General features: G+C 67.3%; 16 protein-coding genes. 10 read left to right on the forward strand and 6 right to left on the reverse strand.

Features of this window, described 5'->3' with window-relative positions; genetic code table 11:
- Positions 1–6 precede the first annotated feature (6 nt).
- From sphst_RS16495 to sphst_RS16530, 8 genes are all read left to right on the forward strand, one after another.
- Positions 7–882, forward strand: a complete 876-nt coding sequence (locus tag sphst_RS16495; RefSeq protein WP_234387715.1) for a DUF481 domain-containing protein — start codon at positions 7–9, stop codon at positions 880–882.
- Between the two features lie 38 nt (positions 883–920).
- The gene (locus sphst_RS16500) at positions 921–2126 is read left to right on the forward strand and encodes a hydrolase (protein WP_107045844.1); all 1206 of its coding nucleotides are present in this window, start codon (positions 921–923) and stop codon (positions 2124–2126) included.
- 10 nt (positions 2127–2136) lie between these two features.
- Entirely contained in the window at positions 2137–3180 is a 1044-nt protein-coding gene (locus sphst_RS16505; RefSeq protein ID WP_107045845.1) for an arginine N-succinyltransferase, read from the forward strand.
- Positions 3180–4442 carry an N-succinylarginine dihydrolase gene (locus tag sphst_RS16510; protein ID WP_107045846.1) on the forward strand — a complete coding sequence of 421 codons (1263 nt, stop codon included), beginning with the start codon at positions 3180–3182 and terminating at the stop codon, positions 4440–4442. Before sphst_RS16505 ends, sphst_RS16510 begins: the two co-directional genes overlap by 1 nt.
- 65 nt (positions 4443–4507) lie before the next feature.
- Positions 4508–4723 carry a hypothetical protein gene (locus sphst_RS16515; protein ID WP_031396555.1) on the forward strand — a complete coding sequence of 72 codons (216 nt, stop codon included), beginning with the start codon at positions 4508–4510 and terminating at the stop codon, positions 4721–4723.
- A 22-nt stretch (positions 4724–4745) separates the two neighbouring features.
- The gene (gene cysD / locus sphst_RS16520; RefSeq protein ID WP_199849022.1) at positions 4746–5690 is read left to right on the forward strand and encodes a sulfate adenylyltransferase subunit CysD; all 945 of its coding nucleotides are present in this window, start codon (positions 4746–4748) and stop codon (positions 5688–5690) included.
- On the forward strand, positions 5690–7603 hold the full coding sequence (gene cysN / locus sphst_RS16525; RefSeq protein ID WP_031396557.1) for a sulfate adenylyltransferase subunit CysN: 1914 nt from the start codon (positions 5690–5692) through the stop codon (positions 7601–7603). The genes cysD and cysN overlap by 1 nt, the downstream gene beginning before the upstream one ends.
- A gap of 8 nt (positions 7604–7611) precedes the next feature.
- On the forward strand, positions 7612–8349 hold the full coding sequence (locus tag sphst_RS16530; RefSeq protein WP_031396558.1) for a 3'(2'),5'-bisphosphate nucleotidase CysQ: 738 nt from the start codon (positions 7612–7614) through the stop codon (positions 8347–8349).
- Here sphst_RS16530 and sphst_RS16535 read toward each other — a convergent pair.
- The 5 genes from sphst_RS16535 to sphst_RS16555 form a co-directional block, all read right to left on the reverse strand.
- Positions 8346–9050: a Crp/Fnr family transcriptional regulator gene (locus sphst_RS16535; RefSeq protein ID WP_234387716.1), complete on the reverse strand. Its 705-nt coding sequence runs from the start codon at positions 9048–9050 to the stop codon at positions 8346–8348. The genes sphst_RS16530 and sphst_RS16535 overlap by 4 nt on opposite strands.
- Before the next feature lie 207 nt (positions 9051–9257).
- Positions 9258–9644 carry a ribonuclease HI family protein gene (locus sphst_RS16540; RefSeq protein ID WP_107045936.1) on the reverse strand — a complete coding sequence of 129 codons (387 nt, stop codon included), beginning with the start codon at positions 9642–9644 and terminating at the stop codon, positions 9258–9260.
- Entirely contained in the window at positions 9625–10830 is a 1206-nt protein-coding gene (locus sphst_RS16545; RefSeq protein WP_234387717.1) for a YihY/virulence factor BrkB family protein, read from the reverse strand. The genes sphst_RS16540 and sphst_RS16545 overlap by 20 nt, the downstream gene beginning before the upstream one ends.
- 85 nt (positions 10831–10915) lie before the next feature.
- The gene (locus sphst_RS16550; RefSeq protein ID WP_107045847.1) at positions 10916–13414 is read right to left on the reverse strand and encodes an ABC transporter permease; all 2499 of its coding nucleotides are present in this window, start codon (positions 13412–13414) and stop codon (positions 10916–10918) included.
- Positions 13411–14130 (reverse strand): ABC transporter ATP-binding protein, encoded by a 720-nt coding sequence (locus sphst_RS16555; protein ID WP_031395207.1) that lies wholly within the window; start codon positions 14128–14130, stop codon positions 13411–13413. Before sphst_RS16555 ends, sphst_RS16550 begins: the two co-directional genes overlap by 4 nt.
- A 109-nt stretch (positions 14131–14239) precedes the next feature.
- Here sphst_RS16555 and sphst_RS16560 point away from each other — a divergent pair, with 109 nt between their 5' ends.
- Complete coding sequence (locus tag sphst_RS16560; protein WP_234387718.1) at positions 14240–14881, forward strand: arylesterase; 642 nt, start codon at positions 14240–14242, stop codon at positions 14879–14881.
- Positions 14882–15013: 132 nt separating this feature from the next.
- Positions 15014–15748, forward strand: a complete 735-nt coding sequence (locus tag sphst_RS16565) for a Crp/Fnr family transcriptional regulator (protein ID WP_031395205.1) — start codon at positions 15014–15016, stop codon at positions 15746–15748.
- Between the two features lie 24 nt (positions 15749–15772).
- Here sphst_RS16565 and sphst_RS16570 read toward each other — a convergent pair whose 3' ends face one another.
- Positions 15773–16111, reverse strand: a complete 339-nt coding sequence (locus sphst_RS16570) for a hypothetical protein (protein ID WP_042467360.1) — start codon at positions 16109–16111, stop codon at positions 15773–15775.
- Between the last annotated feature and the right edge of the window lie 48 nt (positions 16112–16159).

Consider the following 16159-nt stretch of genomic DNA (forward strand, 5'->3'; position numbering starts at 1 on the left):
CTCCTGGTGACGGCATTGGCCCCCGCGGCCGCCATCGCCCAGACCGTGATGATCCCGGAAAATATCCGCGCGATGCTCGATGCTGCACTCGATGCGGGTAACGAGAGCGATGTCTCGACAATCGTCAAATATGCCCGCGCGGCCGACCCGCTCAGCGGCGACGCGGTTCTGGCAATCGCGGAAAAGTGGAAGGCCGATCGCGCCGCCCAACGCACACAGGTCATCCGTCAGGCCAGCTTCCTCGACCTCTGGAGCGGCCGCGCCGAAGTCGGCGGCTATCTCACGACCGGCAATTCGGACACGGCCGGCGGTACTGCGGTTGTCGACCTGACCCGCGAAGGCCTGCGCTGGCGGCAGAAATTCCACGCCCAGGCGGATTACCAGGAAAATCAGAATGTCGCCGTGCGAGAGCATTATCTCGCCTCCTACGAACCCAACTACAAGATCGACGACCGCGCCTATATCTATGGCGCGGCGCAGTATGAAGGGGATCGGTTCCTCGGCTATAATAACCGCTATTCGGTCTCGGTCGGCGGCGGGTACAGCGTGCTCAAATCGGCACGGACCAAGCTCGATCTCGAATTGGGGCCGGCATATCGGAACACCGAGTTCACCGACGACACGAACCAGAGCGCGATCGCCGGACGCGGGACGCTGAACTTCAGCTGGCGGATCACCAACGGCCTGTCGGTCACCCAGGTCGCATCCGCCTATGTCCAGCGGTTCAACAGCACGCTCGGTGGAACCACGTCGCTGACCGCGAAACTGATCGGCCCACTATCGGCTTCCCTGTCCTATGCCGTTCAATATGAAAGCGAACCGCCGGCGGGATCGATGACGACCGACACGACCAGCCGCGCCGCGCTGGTTTACAGCTTCTGACGGTTCCCCCCCGCGCCGCGCGAGGCTAGGGTCGGGGGATGAGAGGACTTTCGCACGACGAAACAGGCGCGGTCGCCAGGCTTGATGCGGCCGCGATGCTGCAGCAGGTGGAGCGCTGGGCCACGGTCAACAGCGGCACGCGCAACCTTGAGGGGCTGGCGACGATGGCGGGGCTGCTCGCCGACGCGTTTTCGTGTCTTCCCGGCGATATCACACTCGTCGAGCCCGAACCGGCCGATAGCGTAGCGACCGATGGCACAGTAAACCCGCTGGACCACGGCCGGCATCTCCATCTTCGCGTTCGCCCGGATGCCGCGATGCGCATGCTGTTCACCGGTCACATGGACACGGTCTATCCGCGCGACCACATGTTCCAGACGTTGCGGCATCTGCCGGATGGCACGATCAACGGACCGGGCGTTGCCGATATGAAGGGCGGGCTGGCCGTGATGCTGGCCGCGCTCAAGACGATCGAGGCCAGCCCGCTGGGTCGGCGGATCGGGTATGACGTGGTGATCAATTCGGACGAGGAAACCGGCTCCTTCTCGTCCGCCGCCTTGCTCGCACGCGCGGCGCAAGGGAAGATTGCAGCGCTGACCTACGAGCCGGCGCTTGCTGACGGCACGCTGGCCGGCGCACGCGGTGGCACGGGCAATTTTTCGATCACTGTCCGCGGCCGGAGCGCACACGCCGGCCGCAATCCCGAAGAGGGCCGCAACGCGCTGGTCGCCGCCGCCGACATCGCGGTCCGGCTGTCAAAGGTCCGCAGGCCCGGCTTGTCGGTCAATCCCGCAAGGATCGATGGCGGCGGTCCCAACAACGTCGTTCCCGACGTCGCCGTCCTTCGCATCAACTTCCGCCCGGCGACGCGCGAGGACATCACCCAGGCCCGCGCGCATGTCGACGCCGTCGTTGCGGAGGTTTCGGCCCAGCATGACGTCCGGATTGCAGTCCATGGCGGGTTCAATCGTCCGCCCAAGCCGATCGATACGGGGGCCGCGGACTTGTTCGCGCTGGTCAAGGCGAGCGGCGGGGACCTTGGCCTGGACATCGCCTGGAAAGCGACCGGGGGCGTCTGCGACGGCAACAACATCGCGGCCGCCGGCGTGCCGGTCGTCGACACCATGGGGGTCCGCGGCGGCGCGATCCATTCGCCGGACGAATTCATGATCCCCGAGAGTCTGACCGAGCGCGCGGCGCTGTCCGCGGTCACCATCCTGCGAATCTGCGAGAACGGCTTATGAGGACGCATCTGTGAGTTTCCGGATCCGCGCGGCGGTCGATAGCGACCTCCAGCCCTTGTACGAGATGGCCAAGCTGACCGGCGGGGGCTTTACCAACCTGCCCCCCGATCGCCGCGCGCTGCGCGCCAAGCTCGAACGCAGCCACGCCGCTTTCGCACGGACCGCGCCCGCCGAAGACGGCGTGGTCAGCGACGAACTGTTCGTCCTCGTTCTCGAGAATTGCTTGACGGGGGAGGTCCGCGGCACATGCCAGCTGTTCACGCATGTCGGTCAGAGCTGGCCCTTCTACAGCTACCGGATCGGCACGCTGACGCAGCACAGCCGCGAGCTCTCGCGAACCTTCCGCGCCGACATGCTGAGCCTCGCCACCGATCTAGAGGGGTCGAGCGAGGTCGGCGGGTTGTTCCTGCATCCGGGCGAGCGGGCCGGCGGGCTGGGCCTGTTGCTGGCGCGCAGCCGCTATCTTTTCATCAAGGCGCATCGCGCGCGGTTTGCCGACCGAATTCTCGCCGAGCTTCGCGGGATCATCGACGAGGCGGGTGGTTCGCCGTTCTGGGACGGTCTGGCGGGGCGGTTCTTCGGGATGAATTTCCAGGACGCCGATCAGTTCAATGCGATCAACGGGCATCAGTTCATTGCCGACCTTATGCCCAAGCATCCGATCTACACCGCGATGCTGTCCGAGACCGCGCGTGCCGCGATCGGCCTGCCGCACCCCTCCGGCCGGGCGGCGATGCGGATGCTCGAGAATGAGGGGTTCGCATTCGAGAATTATGTCGACATCTTCGACGGCGGGCCGACGATGACTGCCCGCACCGACAAGGTGCGGTCGATCGCGGATGCGCGCACGGCCCAGGTCGTGACGATCGCCGATACCCCGCCCGCCAGCGACGTCACGACCGAGGCGCTGGTCGCGACGGGCACGCTCGCGGACTTCCGGTGTGCGTTCGGCGATATCCGCCCGGTGGCCGATGGCATCGCTCTCTCGCAAGGCTGTGCAGCGGCGCTGGACGTTAGCGAAGGCGCATCCGTCCTTCACGTGGCGCGCCTCTGATGCGCGGCGCCAACCTGGTCGAGATCAACTTCGACGGCCTGATCGGTCCCAGTCACAATTACGCAGGACTGAGCCCCGGCAACCTGGCCGCGACCCGCAATGCGGGCGCTATAGCACGGCCTCGCGCCGCCGCGCTGCAGGGGATTGCGAAGATGCGCGCGAACCTCGACCTCGGGCTGGTGCAGGGGATCCTCCTCCCCCACCCCCGCCCCAATCATCGCTGGCTCGATTCGCTCGCGACCCGGTATGCGGATGCACCCAGGCATCTGCAGGCGCAGGCGATGTCGGCCTCGGCGATGTGGGCGGCCAATGCCGCGACCGTATCGCCCGGCCCTGATACCGCGGACGGGCGCTGCCACCTGAGCGTCGCGAACCTCGGCGCGATGCCGCACCGCAGCCACGAATGGCCAGCAACGCTCGCGCAGCTGCGTATCGCCTTCGCCGACCCGGCCTTCGCGGTGCACCCGCCCGTCCCGCTGCCGTTCGGCGACGAGGGCGCGGCCAACCATATGCGGCTGTGCGAAACCCACGGCGCACCGGGCATCGAAATCTTCGTCTATGGCGAAGCCGGCGGCCCGTTTCCCGCGCGCCAGCACCGCGAGGCCAGCGAGGCGATCGCGCGCCGGCACGGGCTTGACCCCGCGCGGACCCTGTTCGTGCGCCAGTCGGATGCGGCGATCGCGGCAGGCGCGTTCCACAACGACGTGGTCGCCGTCGCCAACGAGACCGTGCTGTTCGCGCATGAACAGGCTTTCGCCGACGCCAACCGCTTCTATGAGGATCTGCGGCGGCTGATGCCCGCGGTCGAGATCGTCGAGGTGCCCAGCGCCCGCGTCAGCCTCGAAGATGCAATCAGCTCCTATCTGTTCAACGCGCAGCTCGTCTCGCGCGCCGCGGGCATGACATTGATCCTGCCCGAGGAAGCGCGGAGCAACGCACCGGTCTGGCGCTGGCTGAGCGAGCATGTCGCGGGCAATGGACCGATCCGCGCACTCGAAATCGTCGACGTCCGCGAATCGATGGCCAATGGCGGCGGCCCCGCCTGCCTGCGCCTGCGGGTCGTCGCCGACCCCCGGACGGTCGATCCAAGCTTCCTTGTCGATCACGCCAGCCTCGACCGTATCGCCGGCCTCGTCACCGAGCACTGGCCCGAGACGATCGACGCGAATGCGATCGGCGACGCGGCGCTCGTCGCCCGGATCGAGGCCGCGCATCGTGCCTTGCTCGAGGCCCTCGATCTTGTCGGGTTAATTGACAATTAACCAACTCCGACCCTGCGCAAACGGCGCAATTGCGCGCTTGGCACGAGCGTTGCTAGGTTGCCGGAATGTGGAAACGTTTCTGCCGCCTGTTCGTGATCAAGACCAAGTTCGAGGCGTATCTCGTCATCTACGGGCTCGGTCTCGGGGCGGTCGAACGTGGCAGCCATTATCTGGAGCAGTATCCGGGTTATGGCGGCTGGCTGCTCGCGGCGGCCTGTTCGACCGCGGTATTCATGGCGGGCGGGAGGCTGATCGACTCGGTCGACCAGTCGCTCGACTGATCGCGCTTTTGCGGCCAACAGTATAAGTTCGTCGCACACCGCGGCCGCGGGCCTATCTGGGAACGTAATGACCGGGCTCACACATCTGCAACGCCTCGAAGCCGAGAGCATCCACATCCTGCGCGAAGTCGTCGCCGAGGCCGAGCGCCCGGTGATGCTCTATTCGGTCGGCAAGGATTCCGCCGTGATGCTGCATCTGGCGAAGAAGGCGTTCTTCCCCGCGCGCCCGCCCTTCCCGCTGCTGCATGTCGACACGACGTGGAAATTCCGCGCGATGTACGATTTGCGCGATCGTGCGGCAGCGGAAGCCGGGATGGAGCTGATCGTGCACACCAATCCCGAGGCGAAAGCGCTCGGGATCAACCCGTTCGATCATGGCAGCCGCCACACCGACATGTGGAAGACCGACGGGCTGAAGCAGGCGCTGACCGCGGGCGGCTATGATGCGGCGTTTGGCGGCGCGCGGCGCGACGAGGAGAAGAGCCGCGCCAAGGAGCGCATCTTCAGCTTCCGCTCGGCAAGCCACGGCTGGGACCCGAAGGCGCAGCGCCCCGAACTCTGGCGCCTGTACAATACGCGGATCGCCAAGGGGGAAAGCATCCGCGTCTTCCCGCTGTCCAACTGGACCGAACTCGACATCTGGCAATATATCCTCGCCGAAGGGATCGAGATCGTCCCGCTCTACTTCGCCGCACCGCGGCCGACCGTCGAGCGCGACGGGATGCTGCTGATGGTCGATGACGAGCGGTTCCGCTTCCGTGAGGGGGAAGTCGCTGTCGATCGGTCGATCCGCTTCCGCACGCTCGGCTGCTACCCGCTGACCGGCGCGGTCGAAAGCGAGGCGGCGACGCTGCCCGACGTCATCCAGGAAATGCTGCTGACGACGACCAGCGAGCGTCAGGGCCGCGCGATCGATCATGATCAGGCGGCGAGCATGGAGAAGAAGAAGCGCGAGGGGTATTTCTGATGTCCGCCTATACGCCCGAGGCGCTGATCGCGTCGGATATCGACGCCTATCTCGATACGCATGCGAACAAGTCGATGCTGCGTTTCATCACCTGCGGCTCGGTCGATGACGGCAAGTCGACGCTGATCGGCCGGCTGCTCTATGATTCCAAGACGATCTTCGAGGACCAGCTCGCAGCGCTCGAGGCGGACAGCCGCCGGGTCGGCACGCAGGGGCAAAATATCGACTTCGCGCTGCTGGTCGACGGTCTTGCCGCAGAGCGGGAACAAGGCATCACGATCGACGTCGCCTATCGCTTTTTCTCGACCGAAAAGCGCAAGTTCATCGTCGCGGACACGCCGGGGCACGAGCAATATACGCGCAACATGGTCACCGGCGCGTCGACTGCAGACCTGGCCGTCATCCTGATCGATGCGCGCAAGGGCGTGCTGACCCAGACCCGCCGTCACAGCTATCTGGCGCACCTTGTCGGCATCCGCGAGATCGTGCTCGCGGTGAACAAGATGGATCTGGTCGGCCATGACGAGGCGCGGTTCGACGCGATCGTCGCGGACTATCGCGCCTTTGCCGCGTCGATCGGTATCGACCGCTTCACCGCGATCCCGCTGTCGGGGCTGACCGGCGAGAATGTCGCGACCCAAGCGGCGACGATGCCCTGGTACACCGGTCTGCCGCTGCTCGCGCATCTCGAGACCGTGCCGATCGACGTCGACGCGCGCCAGGCGCAGCCGTTCAGGCTGCCCGTGCAATGGGTGAATCGCCCCGATCTCGACTTCCGCGGCTTTGCCGGCATGATCGCCAGCGGCACCGTGCGCCCCGGCGACAGCGTCCGCGTCGTCCCGTCGGGAAAGACGACGACCGTCGCGCGGATCGTCGCGCTCGGCGGTGATCTGGCCGAGGCGGTCGCCGGCCAGTCCGTGACGATCGTGCTCGCCGACGAGGTCGATTGCTCGCGCGGCGACGTGATTGCCGCCGCCGATGCGCCGCCCGAGGCCGCCGACCAGTTCCTCGCGACCATCGTCTGGATGTCCGACACGCCGCTCGTACCGGGCCGCGGCTATCAGCTGAAGCTCGGCACCCAGGTCGTCGGCGCGACGGTCCAGCCGCCGCGTCACGTCGTCGACGTGAACACGCAGGCCGAATTGTCCGCCTCGACGCTCGCACTTAACGATATCGGGGTCGCGGAGGTCTATGCCGACCGGGCGATCGTGTTCGAGCCTTATGCCGACGGTGCCGATCTCGGCGGCTTCATCCTAATCGACCGCGCGACCAACGCGACCGTCGCGGCGGGAATGATCGGATCGGCGCTCCGCCGTGCGCAGAACGTCCACTGGCAATCGATCGACGTCACGCGCGAGGCGCATGCCGCGCAAAAGGGTCAGTCGCCCAGGATTCTCTGGTTCACCGGCCTGTCGGGCTCGGGCAAGTCGACGATCGCGAACCTGGTCGAGAAGAAGCTGTTCGCGCTCGGCCGGCACAGCTTCCTGCTCGACGGCGACAATATCCGTCACGGGCTCAACCGCGACCTCGACTTTACCGAGGCCGGCCGGATCGAGAATATCCGCCGGATCGGCGAGGTCGCACGGCTGATGGCGGATGCCGGGCTGATCGTGCTGACCGCGTTTATCTCGCCGTTCCGCGCGGAGCGGGACATGGTGCGTTCGATGGTCGCCCCGGGCGAGTTCGTCGAAATCTTCGTCGACACGCCGCTTACGTCTGCCGAGGCGCGCGACGTCAAGGGGCTCTACGCCAAGGCACGCGCCGGCGAGATCGCCGACTTCACTGGTATATCTAGCCCGTATGAGGCGCCGCAGCGTCCTGATATCCGGATCGATACGACCCGAGAGAGCCCGGAGGCCGCAGCCGAGCGCATCGTCGAACATGTCATCGGCGTCTGGAGCTACGACCTGTGACGACCGACATGACCGATGCCGGACTCGCGCGCTCGGTAGCGCTCGAGGCAGGCGCGCTCCTGCAGGAGATCCGGGCGCGAGAGACGATCGCGGGTGCGGCAATGGGGGCTGCGGGCGACCGCGAGGCCAATATGCTGATCATCGACCGGCTGCGCGCCGAACGCCCGGACGATTTCATCCTGTCCGAAGAATCGCTCGACGATCGCAGCCGCTGTGCAGCGCAGCGCGTCTGGATCGTCGACCCGCTCGACGGCACGCGCGAATATGCCGAGGGCCTGGATGATTGGGCGGTGCATATTGGCCTCGCGATCGATGGCGTCCCGCGCGTTGGAGCGGTTGCGGTGCCTGCGCGCGGCGCGATCTTCGCGACCGACGATCCGGCACGGCCCTGGGCGCCCGCAGGCGAACCGCTGCGGATCGTCGTCAGCCGCTCGCGTGCGCCGGACATCGCACGTCGCGTCGGTGTCGCGATGGGGGCGACGCTGGTGCCGATGGGATCGGCGGGAGCCAAGGCGATGGCGGTCGTCGATGGACGGGCCGACGCTTATCTGCATGACGGCGGCCAGTATGAGTGGGACAATTGCGCCCCGGCCGCGGTGGCGATCGCCGCGGGACTGCACGCGTCGCGGATCGACGGCAGCCCGCTGGTCTACAACTGTGTCGATCCGCTGCTCCCCGATCTGCTGATCTGCCGTCCCGAACTCGCCGCGTCGATCCTCGCGGCCCTGGCCGCAGCGCGCGACTAGTCGGCCTTGGACTTCACGTGGAGATAGCGGCTCGAAAAGTCCGCGACCTCGCGCAATGCGGTCCAGCTGGGAATGCTGATCCATCGCCTGGTGCGGACGATCAGCCCTTCGCTTTCGAGCAGCTTGATCGTCCGGTTGACATGGACCGCGGTCAGCCCGAGCGCATCACCGATCTGTTCCTGCGACATCGGCAGGTCATAGCCCCTGCCCCCGTCGAGACCCTGCGCCTCGAGCCGTGCGGCGAACTCGCACAGGAAATGCGCCAGCCGGGTCCGGGCGTCGCGCCGCCCGACGTTCAGCGCCCATTCGCGGAAGATCGATCCCTCGACCAGCGTATTGACGAACAGCGCGTGACCGATCGCAGGATGCGACAAGGCCAGGCTCTGTAGCGCCGCGCGCGGGATGATCGCCACCTCGGCGCGCGTCAGCGTCTGGACGTTATGATCCGCGAGGTCGAGAAACAGATGCTGGAGATCAAGCGGCTCGCCGGGAATGTGCAGCGACACGATCTGCCGCAACCCGTCGCCGGTGACCTTCTGGCGAAACGCATAGCCCGAAACCAGCACCGAGCAATGCTGGAGACTGTCGCCCTCGCGGACGAGATAGGCGGATGCATCGAACGTGCGGACATGGTGCGGCAGGGCCCGGATCGCCTCGCGATCACGTCGGTCGAGCGTCGCATGGGTTTCGAGCTTCCGCATCATCAGCGCGAGGGGCGATGTTGCAGTCTTTGCGGGGGTCGGGGACGATGGAGCGATGGCCAACGCAGTTCTCCAGTCGGTGTGACGGGAGCGCGCGCATCTCTCTGTCGTTGGCGGTCAGGAACGGACCAACGATGGTAGCGCTATAGCAGGCTGGCGCGCCACGACCAGCACTGTCAATCAGGGGTTGGTGAGAGGGCCTGGCGCTCAGCGCGGATGCAGGCGGGCCAGCGCAATCCCTGCAAGGTTGTGGGACCGACCGACATGGCGGATCTTCACCGTCTCGAACGTCGCGGCGAGCGTCTGAAAGGCGTCGCGGTGCGCGCGAAGCTCTGCCGATCGGCAGCGCGCGGTACCACGCGCCTGCCCCACCACCAGCGCGGAGTCTCCACGCAGATCGAGCGAGGACGCGCCGAGGTCGCGGGCGACTCGCAGCGCATGGATCGCCGCCAGCCACTCTGCGTCGCTGTTGGTGCCGTGACCGCAATCGTCCAGGATATGGGTCACGCCGCGAACGACTACCCCGATCTCGATGCGCCCCGGATTCGGACGACAGCCGCCGTCGAAGAATAGCTTAAGCGGAACGCTGGACATCGTCGTCACGCTCCGGGGAGGTCCGACCCGCCCAGGCGAGCGCGCCGCCGACGACCAGCAGGATCATGCCTGCCTTGCCGGACCCTCGACGCAGCGCACCGAGCCCGCCGACCGCGAGCAGAACCGACGGCATCGGCGCACGCGCGGCCCGCGATGCGGCCGCGGTCTGCGCGGTACGCACGCCACGGCGCGGTTCTGCTATCTCGGGTGTGTCTGATGGAGGGGGGGCCGTCACCGTCGCATCGGCGACGGCGGCACCGCGCGCACCGGCCGGACGTTCGGGCCCGGTGGTCGTATCGCGGGTGGTGCGATGCTCGAGTTCGGCGTTGAGCTCGGCCCCGAGGAGGAAGACATAGGCGGACAGCCACAGCCAGGTCAGCAGCACGACCACCGCGCTCAGCGAGCCGTAGGTCGCGCCGTAATTCCCGAAATTGGCGACGTAGAAACCGAAGCCGACCGTCGCAGCGAGCCAGATCAGCGTCGCTGCGAGTGAACCCGGGGTCAGCCACGCCCATTTGGCATGCGCGCGGTTCGGCCCGTACCGATACAGGCACGCCGCTGCTGTAACGGCGAGCATTGCCAGCACTGCATAGCTGGTAAGCCGCAGCAGCGTCAGGACGAAATCGGGAGCCCCCGGTATCATGCTGTCGAGCAATGCGAAGGCCGCGGTAGACAGTGCGGCGGTCAGCGCCAGAACCACCGCGCCCGCGGTGATCGAGAATGCGAGGATGTACAGCGCGAAGAACCCGCGAGTCTCGCGTTCTTCATAGGCGATGTTGAGCGCGGTGACGATCGACGATGCCCCCTTCGATGCACCATAGAGCGCGAGCGCGAGCGCGAGGATCAGTCCGAACCCCTTCTTGCCCTCCGACGTGCCGACCACGGTGGCGAGCTGGTCGCCGATGACCTTGGCGGCGTCCGCCGGCAGCACCTGGAACAGGCCGCGAATATTGGCGACGACGGTCGCCGTGTCCGCGACCAGGCCGTAGATCAGCACGATCGAGGCGAGCAGCGGCACGATCGCCGCGAATGCGTAAAAGGCGGTGCCCGCGGCGATCAGGCCGATATTATCGTCGCTCGCTTCGGCCCAGCTGCGTTTCAGCACCGACCACCAGGTGGCCATCGACATCGACCACGGGCTCGTCACGTCGACGGGCGCGTCGCCGTTTGCCACTGCATTGCTCACTCAAAGATCCCCTTGGCCGCCCATCGCGCCGTCCCGACCCCATGCAAACGCCGCGGCCGCGATTTCGTGCCGCGGCCGGAACAGGTCAGAGATCGCGCAACGCCCGGGCTGGTCTGGCGCTGAGGATCGGCCACGCCCCGATCAGCCCAATCGCCATCGTCAGCCCCGCGCCCGCCACCAGCGTCGCGACCACCGCCGGATAGCTCGGCAGCCATGCGAACGCGAAGACCTGCGTAACGACATACCACGCCCCCCCCAGCCCCAGCAGCAGCGCCACCGCGGACAGGATCACCGTCAGAAACGCATATTCGAGTGCCTGGACGCCGAGCACCTGGAGACGCGTCGCGCCGAGCGTGCGGAGGATCACGCCGTCATAGGTCCGCGCTTCGCGCGCCGCGGCGATCGCCCCGATCAGCACAGCGATACCGGCAAGGATCGCAACCGACGCCGCCGCGGTGATCGCGGTCGCCATCTGCCCCACGATCGTCCGCAACTGTCCCAGCACGTCGCGGACCTCGATCACCGAAACAGACGGAAACCGCGGCAGCAGCGCACGCATCACCGCGCCCTCCTCGCCACGGTCGAGATCGATCGTCGCCGCCAGATTATGCGGCGCGTCGGCGATCGCGTTGGGGGAAAAGACCATGACGAAGTTGAAGCCGAGCGTATCCCAGCTGATCCGCCGGAACGACGCGATCCGCGCGCTCCGCTCGACACCCAGCAGGCTGTACTGGATCGGATCGCCAATCTTCAGAGCGAGCGCCTTGGCCAGCCGCTCGTCGATCGACACCAGCGGCGGCCCGGCATAGCCGCGCGGCCACCAGCGTCCCGCGGTGATCGTGCTGCCGTCCGGCAGCGTCTCGGCATAGGTCAGGCCGCGTTCGCCACGCAGCGCCCAGGCGCCTTCGGGCAAGGTCTTGAGATCGGCGACACGCGTCGTCGCATAGCCCGTGATCGTCCCGCGCATCGCGGGCACGGTGGTCACGACCGGCTTGCGCGCAGCCTCGGCGACCGTGCGGCGGAATTCCGCTTCGCGCTGCGGCGGAACGTCGAGCGCGAACAAGGCGGGCGCGCGCTGCGGAACGGTCCGCGCGATATTCGCGTCGATGCTCGTCCGGATCGCAGCAAGCAGGACGAACAGCGTCAGCCCGAGGCCGAGGGCGACCACCAGCGTGCCGGTGCGAGCGCCAGGACGGTGCAGTGCTGCAACCGCAAGCCTGAGCAGCGGCTGGCGCGCCCGCGGCAATCGCGCAGCCGCGATCCGGATGACCCAGCCGAACCCGGCAAGGAGGAGCAGCACGGCCGCGACCGCCGCAAGGAACCCCGCGCTGAGCCCAGGCTGTTCCGCGGTCAGCAGTGCGAGCGCAACGAGCGCAAGCCCGCCACCGGCGACCCAGGGCAGCGTCCGGTGCAACGGTACGCGCCGCTGGCCGGCATTGCCACGCAACAGCACGACCGCCGGCACGCTTCCGGCTTCGACCAGTGCTGGCGCGGTAAACGCCAGCGCGATCACCATGCCATAGGCGGCGGCGAGCAGCAGCGGCACGGGCTGCACTGCAAAGCTCGGCGCGACCGGCAGCACGTCGCCCGCGAGCGCGACGATCAACGGCACCGCCGCGGCGCCGGCGATCAAACCGGCTAGAATGCCGATCCCGGCGACAACGACGATCTGGATCAGGTATACCCGGGCGATCATCCCGGACGTCGCACCAAGCACCTTGAGCGCGGCGATGCTCTGCCGCCGTGCGGCGAGATAGGACGAGACCCCATTCCCGACCCCGATACCGGCGATGACGAGCGCGGAGAGTCCGACGAGCAACAGGAACTGGCCCATCCGCTGGACGAAGCGCTCGGCACCGGGCGCGGCGCGATCGCGGGTCTTGCTTTCCCAGCCCGCGGACGGGAATGCCGCCTTGATCCGATCGACCGCGCGCGTGGGCGCGAGTCCCGACCGGAGGCGGACGCGATATTTGGTCTCGTACAGGCTGCCCGGCTGGATCAGGCCGGTCCGCGCAATCCCGGGGAGCGAAACGATCGCGACGGGCCCCAGCGTGAAGCCTTCGCCCAGCCGGTCAGGCTCCTCGGCGAGGACATGGTCGACCACGAACTCGGCCGTACCCAGCCGGATCCGGGCGCCGCGGCCGACGCCTAGCCGGTCGGCGAGCGCGGGCGCGATCCAGATCCCCGAGTCACGGGGCGGCTCCGCTGTGCCACCATCGGCGAACCGGACGGTGCCGTACAACGGATAGGCGCGGTCGACGCCCTTCAGTTCGATCGGGACGCTGGCCGAACCGCGAACCGCCGTCGCCTGCATGCGCACCGTCTCCGATACGGTGCCGAGCGCGGCCATCGCGCGGCGCTCTTCGGGTGTCGCAGCGCGTTGCGACGTGGCGAATTCGACGTCGCCACCCAGGATCGTGCTGCCGCGACTTGCCAGCTCGCCGTCGATCGCGCGGGTCAGGCTGCCGATCGCCGCCAGCGCGCCGACCCCCAGGAACAGACAGGCCAGCAGCAGTCGCAGGCCGCGGAATCGCAGATTGAGCTCGCGCCTGGCCAGACGCCAGGCGAGCCGCCAGTCGGTCATGCCCCCGCGCCCGTCACGGACCGCAACTGGTCGTGGACGATGCGCCCGTCACCGAGTTCGACGACCCGATCGCACCGCGCCGCGAGGACCGGATCATGCGTGATGATGATCAGCGTCGCGCCCGTCGCCGCACGTCGATCGAACAGCAGGTCCATCACCGCCGCACCCGTCGCGGCATCGAGGTTGCCCGTCGGCTCGTCCGCGAAGACGAGATCCGGCCGCGGTCCCAGCGCGCGGGCGATCGCGACACGCTGCTGCTCCCCGCCCGACAGCTGGGTCGGATAATGCCCGGTCCGGTGGCCGAGCCCGACCGCCTCCAGCTCGTCGGCGGCGCGTGCGAACGCATCGGCCATGCCGGCAAGCTCCATCGGGACGGCGACGTTTTCCAGCGCCGTCATCGTCGGCAACAGATGAAATGCTTGGAGCACGATGCCGATACGACCGCGCCGCGCGCGCGCCAGCGCATCCTCGTCGAGCGCGCCGAAATCGAGTCCCGCAACCTCGACCTGCCCGCCGCTCGCCTGTTCGAGCCCGGACAGCACCGCCATCAGCGACGATTTGCCCGACCCCGAAGGCCCGAGCAGTGCCACGCTGCTGCCCCGCGCAATGTCGAGATCGATGCCCTTGAGGATCGCGGTCGCCGCACTCGCGCTGCCGAGCGTCAGCGTGACATTGCGGGCCGATATCACCATATCGTCGGAGGTTGATCGGGACATGGAGCACTTTACGTTGGAGCGATACAGGCCTTCATATGTGGCAGTCGCCGCGGTTCTCCAAGCGCTGGTCCTCGCGGGGTGCGATCGGGCGGCGGATAGCCCGGCCCCTGTGGCGGCCACCCGCGGCGCGGGCAACGACACGGCGGTCGATGGTACGGCGGTCGCGATGCCTCCCGCGCCGGCCGGTCGCGAGCGCCTGATCCTGGCCTTTGGCGACAGTCTGTACGCGGGGTACGGCGTCGCGCGCGGTCACAGCCTGCCCGACGTTTTGCAGGCGACGCTCCGCCGCAAGGACGTCAACGCGACGATCGTCAATGCCGGCGTCTCGGGCGACACCAGCGCGGCCGGGCGCCAGCGGTTCGCCTTCGCGCTGGACAGCCTTCCCCGCAAACCCGATCTCATCCTGCTCGGACTGGGCGGCAACGACGTGCTGCGTCAGATCCCGCCCGCCGAGACCCGCGCCAACCTGACCGCGATGATGGACGAGGCGCGCCGCCGCAAGATCCCGGTCGTGCTGACGGGCATGCGGGCGCCTCCCAATCTCGGCCCCGAATATCAGGCGGCGTTCGACACGATCTGGCCCGATCTTGCCAAGACCTATGGTGCGGGACTCTATCCGTTCATTCTCGATGGCGTGATCGGCGACACCGCGCTGATGCAGCGCGACCATGTCCACCCGAACATACGCGGCATCGATCGGATCGCCGATCGATTTACGCCGATCATTCTGGGACAGCTCGATAAAGGCTGATACGGACCAATCGGCCTGTTGACGACCGGACGAACCGCATGGTTGAGCATGGGGTCACGAGCGGCCGTAACGGGCAGCCGAGATGGGCAGCCGACAGGGGCCGCCGACAAGGGCGAATGCAGGGGCGGAACGATGCATCGAAGTGGGTTGATCGCGCGGCTCGAACGCCATCTTGCGCTGACCGAAGAGGAACGCGCCGCGATCTCGCGCGCCGAGCAACGTGAGATCCGGCTCAAGCCCGGCGAGATCCTGATGGCGGAGGGCGGGACGAGCCATGCACTGTTCGTCGTCCATTATGGCTGGCTGCATTCGGCGGCGAGGCTCGCGGCCGGCGGCCGCCAGATCCTGCGCTTCCACTATGCCGGCGACCTGATCGGCACGTCCAGCATCGCCTGGTCGCAGGCCTCGGCGACGCTGACCGCGGTGTCGGACTGTACCGTCACCGAACTACCCAAGGCCGATCTGGGCCAGATCTTTCGCCAGCAGCCGCGGCTCGCCGGGCTGCTTTATGCCATCGCCGCGGCAGAGAATGTCGCGATGAGCGATCGGCTTACCTCGATCGGCCGAAAGGGCGCGGCGGAGCGGCTGACCACGCTCCTGCTCGATATCCTGGCGCGTCTGCGGGTCACCGCGGGTGGCGTGATCGATTCGTTCGACCTGCCCCTGACGCAGAGCGATATTGGGGATGCGCTCGGCTTGACCAAGGTGCACGTCAACCGGACGATCCGCGCGCTGGAGCGTGACGGCGTGATCGAGCGCAACGGTCGACGGGTCCGGATCCTCGACCCGGAGCTTCAAATGCGGCGGACGGGCTTTGTCGACCGCTACGGCGAGATCGAGACGGCATGGCTGCCGCCCGCGCCGTAACCACGGCGCCAGTCCGTTTGGCGGTCAGTTCGGCTCGACGACGAAGAGCGTCACGCCCTCATATTTGATGTCGTGCGGGTTGAATACGGCGTCGGGCCGGAACCCCTCGTCGATCACGACGATATCCTTCAGCCCGGCGAGCTTGAACGTGCCGAGCTTGATCTCCTTGGGCGGCTGTCCGTCGCGCTGCAGCGTGACCGCGTCGACGAACACGTCATCATGCCGCGTGAACAGGATATGCGGCGCGAGTTTGACATGCATCCGGTTGTAGACCGCGGTCACGCACTGGCGCAGCGCGATCGCTTGCAGCAGCAGCGCGTTGGCGTTGCTGGGGACGGAACCGGGTGTCGAAGAAGCAGGCATATGGTGCATCGCAGCATTGTTTAATGGTGTCGCGGCGTTCGCACGAAC

Source organism: Sphingomonas sp. STIS6.2 (genome assembly GCF_000732685.2).
Lineage (GTDB): Bacteria > Pseudomonadota > Alphaproteobacteria > Sphingomonadales > Sphingomonadaceae > Sphingomonas > Sphingomonas aerolata.

Bases quoted from the DNA above. Each gene is read 5' to 3' on its own strand.
- sphst_RS16530 (WP_031396558.1), top strand. From the start codon at position 7,612: ATGACCGATGCCGGACTCGCGCGCTCGGTAGCGCTCGAGGCAGGCGCG.
- sphst_RS16510 (WP_107045846.1), top strand. From the start codon at position 3,180: ATGCGCGGCGCCAACCTGGTCGAGATCAACTTCGACGGCCTGATCGGT.
- sphst_RS16500 (WP_107045844.1), top strand. From the start codon at position 921: ATGAGAGGACTTTCGCACGACGAAACAGGCGCGGTCGCCAGGCTTGAT.
- sphst_RS16540 (WP_107045936.1), bottom strand. From the start codon at position 9,644: ATGTCCAGCGTTCCGCTTAAGCTATTCTTCGACGGCGGCTGTCGTCCG.
- sphst_RS16565 (WP_031395205.1), top strand. From the start codon at position 15,014: ATGCATCGAAGTGGGTTGATCGCGCGGCTCGAACGCCATCTTGCGCTG.
- sphst_RS16550 (WP_107045847.1), bottom strand. From the start codon at position 13,414: ATGACCGACTGGCGGCTCGCCTGGCGTCTGGCCAGGCGCGAGCTCAAT.
- cysN (WP_031396557.1), top strand. From the start codon at position 5,690: ATGTCCGCCTATACGCCCGAGGCGCTGATCGCGTCGGATATCGACGCC.
- sphst_RS16535 (WP_234387716.1), bottom strand. From the start codon at position 9,050: ATGCGGAAGCTCGAAACCCATGCGACGCTCGACCGACGTGATCGCGAG.
- sphst_RS16515 (WP_031396555.1), top strand. From the start codon at position 4,508: ATGTGGAAACGTTTCTGCCGCCTGTTCGTGATCAAGACCAAGTTCGAG.
- sphst_RS16555 (WP_031395207.1), bottom strand. From the start codon at position 14,130: ATGTCCCGATCAACCTCCGACGATATGGTGATATCGGCCCGCAATGTC.
- sphst_RS16570 (WP_042467360.1), bottom strand. From the start codon at position 16,111: ATGCCTGCTTCTTCGACACCCGGTTCCGTCCCCAGCAACGCCAACGCG.